General features: G+C 70.8%; 5 protein-coding genes. 3 read left to right on the top strand and 2 right to left on the bottom strand.

Annotated features, from left to right (window positions below; translation table 11 throughout):
- Window positions 1-16: 16 nt before the first annotated feature.
- The 3 genes from ACY45C_RS11825 to ACY45C_RS11815 all read left to right on the top strand — a co-directional run bounded on the left by ACY45C_RS11825 (window position 17) and on the right by ACY45C_RS11815 (window position 2,052).
- The gene (locus ACY45C_RS11825) at window positions 17-730 is read left to right on the top strand and encodes a DUF3710 domain-containing protein (protein WP_462187665.1); all 714 of its coding nucleotides are present in this window, start codon (window positions 17-19) and stop codon (window positions 728-730) included.
- A 160-nt stretch (window positions 731-890) separates the two neighbouring features.
- Window positions 891-1,277, top strand: a complete 387-nt coding sequence (locus ACY45C_RS11820) for an OB-fold nucleic acid binding domain-containing protein (protein ID WP_462187663.1) — start codon at window positions 891-893, stop codon at window positions 1,275-1,277.
- A 79-nt stretch (window positions 1,278-1,356) separates the two neighbouring features.
- Window positions 1,357-2,052 carry a DUF3159 domain-containing protein gene (locus ACY45C_RS11815; protein WP_462187662.1) on the top strand — a complete coding sequence of 232 codons (696 nt, stop codon included), beginning with the start codon at window positions 1,357-1,359 and terminating at the stop codon, window positions 2,050-2,052.
- Window positions 2,053-2,096: 44 nt separating this feature from the next.
- Here the strand turns inward: ACY45C_RS11815 and ACY45C_RS11810 are convergent, their stop codons facing one another.
- Together ACY45C_RS11810 and ACY45C_RS11805 are read right to left on the bottom strand one after the other, a co-directional pair.
- Window positions 2,097-2,792, bottom strand: a complete 696-nt coding sequence (locus ACY45C_RS11810) for a potassium channel family protein (RefSeq protein WP_462187661.1) — start codon at window positions 2,790-2,792, stop codon at window positions 2,097-2,099.
- A gap of 46 nt (window positions 2,793-2,838) precedes the next feature.
- On the bottom strand, window positions 2,839-3,510 hold the full coding sequence (locus ACY45C_RS11805) for a potassium channel family protein (RefSeq protein WP_462187660.1): 672 nt from the start codon (window positions 3,508-3,510) through the stop codon (window positions 2,839-2,841).
- Window positions 3,511-3,520: the final 10 nt, after the last annotated feature.

Raw genomic sequence — 3,520 nt, 5'->3', positions numbered from 1 at the left:
GGAAAGGAGACCACCGGTGTTCGGGCGAGGGCGTAGGGAGTTCGACCGTCGCGAGGCCTCCGAGGTGGACGTCCCCGAGAAGGTCACCTCGCGGGGCTCGTCGGAGCCCGACGGTCCCTACGACATCGCGCAGGCACCTGATGACGACGTGCATCGCCTCGATCTCGGGTCGTTGCGGATTCCGGCGCTCGACGGCATGCAGGTGCAGTTCCAGGTCGAGGAGTCGACCGGCAAGCCGCTGACGGTGCTGGTGACCGACGGACGCAGCGCGATGGAGCTCTCCGTCTTCGCGGCGCCGAAGAGCCGGGGCCTCTGGGACGAGGTACGGGCCGAGATTCTGGAGACCATTCAGGGGGGCGGTGGGTCGGAGGCAGACGGTCGCTACGGCCCCGAACTGCGGATGAGGTTGCCGACCGGGCGACCGGGCGAGACCGTGCCGGGTCGGATGATCGGTGTGGACGGTCCGCGCTGGTTCCTGCGGGCGGTGGTGACCGGCGCGGCCGGACAGGATCCGGCGGCCGGCCCCCTCCTGGACGCCGCGTTGCGCAATCTGATCATTTCTCGTGGTGACGGCGCGATGCCGGTGCGGGATCCGTTGCCCCTGAGGCTGCCGAAAGAGATCACTGATCACCCCGATCACCCCGCTGGTTCCGGCGGACCGGTCGCCTCGGCGACCAGCGGACGGCCCGAGATGCCCGTGCGCGGTGCGCGTATAGCCGAGATCCGCTGACCGCCCTGTGCCCGGGGTCCCCGCATTGCGCCGAAGGCGCCATGCGGGGCGGGCACAGTGAGCGCCGGTCATGCGTTGCATTGGACGTGTTGAACGTGTTGGACGTGCTCGAGCAGCAGTTGCTTGCGCCGAGTCGCCGACGAGCCGGATCGGAGGAGCCGTGGGCGAGTCACGCGGCTGGTTGGGGCGCAAGCTCCACAGACTGACAGCAGGGACGAGCGAGCTCGACGCCGAGGACCTCCAGGCGGCCTCGGCGGCGGCGGGCGCCGCCCCGATGAGCGGCTGTCGTGACCGGGACGAGATCTGCGTCGCGGGTACTATCCAGGCCGTGACGGTACGTGCGCGTTCGGGTGCACCGACCCTGGAGGTCGACATCTACGACGGCAGCGGCACCGTCACGTTGGTCTTCCTCGGCCGCCGGGACATCCCGGGCCTGCGGGCTGGCGCGTCGGTCAAGGCTTCCGGGCGCGTTACCGTGCAGGAGAACCGTCCGATCATCTTCAACCCGCGTTACGAACTACTCCCCGTTCCGTCGGCGAGCGCCTAGGTCGGCGGGTCCGCCCAACCCGACGGGATCTTAACCAGACATGCCACGTACGCCATCTCCCGACACGCCTCCGATGACGATGTCCGAGGCCATCGGCGGCCCACGGGGGATCATTGACAGCTCCGTGCCCACCGTGGCGTTTGTGACGGTGAACGCCGAGGCCGGACTGACCGCCGGCATTGCGGTCGCCATTGCCACGGCGGCCGCTCTGCTGGTGCTGCGCATCGTGCGCCGTGAGCCGACCCAGCAGACCTTTTCGGGGTTGTTCGCCGTGGCGATCGCTGCATTCGTGGCCTCTCGCACCGGGAACGCGAAGGGGTTCTTCCTGCCCAGCATCGCGAAGAACGCGCTCTGGGGGGTGGTGGCCCTGCTGTCGATCGTCCTGCGCCGGCCGGTGGCGGGGTATCTCATGGCCGGTCTGGACAGCCGCTATGCGAACTGGCAGCGGGTGCCCCGCCAGCGGCGGGCCGCGGTGTGGGCGACGGTCGTCTGGATCGCCGTGTTCGGTGTGCGGTTCGTCGTGCAGGGGGTGCTCTACCTCGCCGACGAGCCCGGCTGGCTGGCCGCGGCCAACATCGCCCTGGGACTTCCGCTGTTCGGTGTCGCGGTGTTGGCCAGCTTCGCCATCGTCCGCCGGATCGCACCGCTGCCCCCCGCCGCCACCGCCGCCACCGACCCGACGGTCGTGGACGGCGAGGTGCTGGACGGCGAGGTGCTGGCCGGGGACGCCCCGCGCGGCGAGCCCCCGCGCGGAGAGCGGCGGCCTGCCGGCTGACCGCCTCCGCATCGCCAGCCTGTCGCGCGCCAGCCTGTCGCGCGTCAGCCCGGCGTGCCCGCGCCTGCCGGCGCTTGACCGAGCAGCACGGCGAGCTTCTCCTCGGCCTCGGCGTTCGTCGTGACCGCGAGAACCTCGTCGCCGTCTTCCAGGGTGGCGTCGGGCGAGGGAATGACCGCCCGTCCGTCACGCAGGATCACCACCAGGGCGCTGTCCGCCGGCAGGGCGATCTCGCTGAGCCGCTGGCCGATCACCGGCGCGTTCTCGGCCAGCGTCAGCTCGACGAGGGATGCATCGCTCTGCCGGAACCGCATCAGCTGGACGAGGTCGCCGACGCTGACGGCCTCCTCGACCAGAGCCGTGAGCAGGCGCGGCGCGGACACCGCCACATCCACCCCCCACGACTCGGTGAACAGCCATTCGTTCTTGGGATGGTTGACCCGCGCCACGACCCGGGGCACGCCGAACTCGGTCTTCGCGAGCAGCGAGACGACGAGGTTCACCTTGTCGTCCCCGGTGGCGGCCACCAGGACGGTGTACTCGTTCAGCCCGGCCGCGTCGAGCTGGGACAGCTCGCAGGCGTCCGCGAGCAGCCACCGGGCCTCCGGTAGCGCGTCGGTCCGGATCTTCTGCGGATCCCGCTCGATGATGAGCACCTCGGAGCCGTTCTCCAGCAGTTCGGCGGCGATGGACCGGCCGACCTTGCCCGCTCCCGCGATCACCACCCGGCGCACGCTCATCGCTTCTCCTCCTCGCGCGTCATCGTCTGCCTGGATCTGCCCGGAGCTACCCGGAGCCCTCGCCGTCCGGCCCGGTGCGCAGCACCGTGTCCGCCTCGGATGCGTGCGCCTTCGTCACGGCCACGTGCACGACGTCACCGTCCTGGACGAGGGTGCGGGCGTCGGGCAGGACACCCTCGCCGAACCGGGTCACGCAGACCACCCGTACCCCGGCGGACTCCTCCAGCTCCCGGATCCGGCGGCCCACCCAGGTGGGTCCTGGTGGGATCGCGGCCAGCAGCACCGAGCCCGACGGATCGGACCACTGCGGCGTGACAGCGTCGGGCAGGAGCCGGCCGAGGATCTGGTCCCGGGTCCAGCGCACCGTGGCGACGGTGGGGATACCGAGCCGCTCGTAGACCTCGGCCCGGCCGGGATCGTAGATCCGCGCGACGACCCGCTCGACCCCGAACATCTCGCGGGCCACCCGGGCGGCGATGATGTTTGAGTTGTCCCCGCTGGAGACGGCGGCGAACGCGGCGGCCCGCTCGATGCCCGCCTCGATGAGGGTGTCGCGGTCGAAGCCTATCCCGGTGACCCGCAAACCGGTGAAATCGCGCGGTAGCCGCCCGAACGCGGCGGGGTTCTGGTCGATGATCGCTACTGAGTGGCCGAACCGTTCGACGCTGCGGGCAAGCGCGGAGCCGACTCGGCCGCAGCCGAGGATCACGACATGCACAAGGGTTCAG

This window comes from Frankia sp. CcWB2 (genome assembly GCF_977927585.1).
This window is presented reverse-complemented; position numbering and strand designations above follow the sequence as displayed.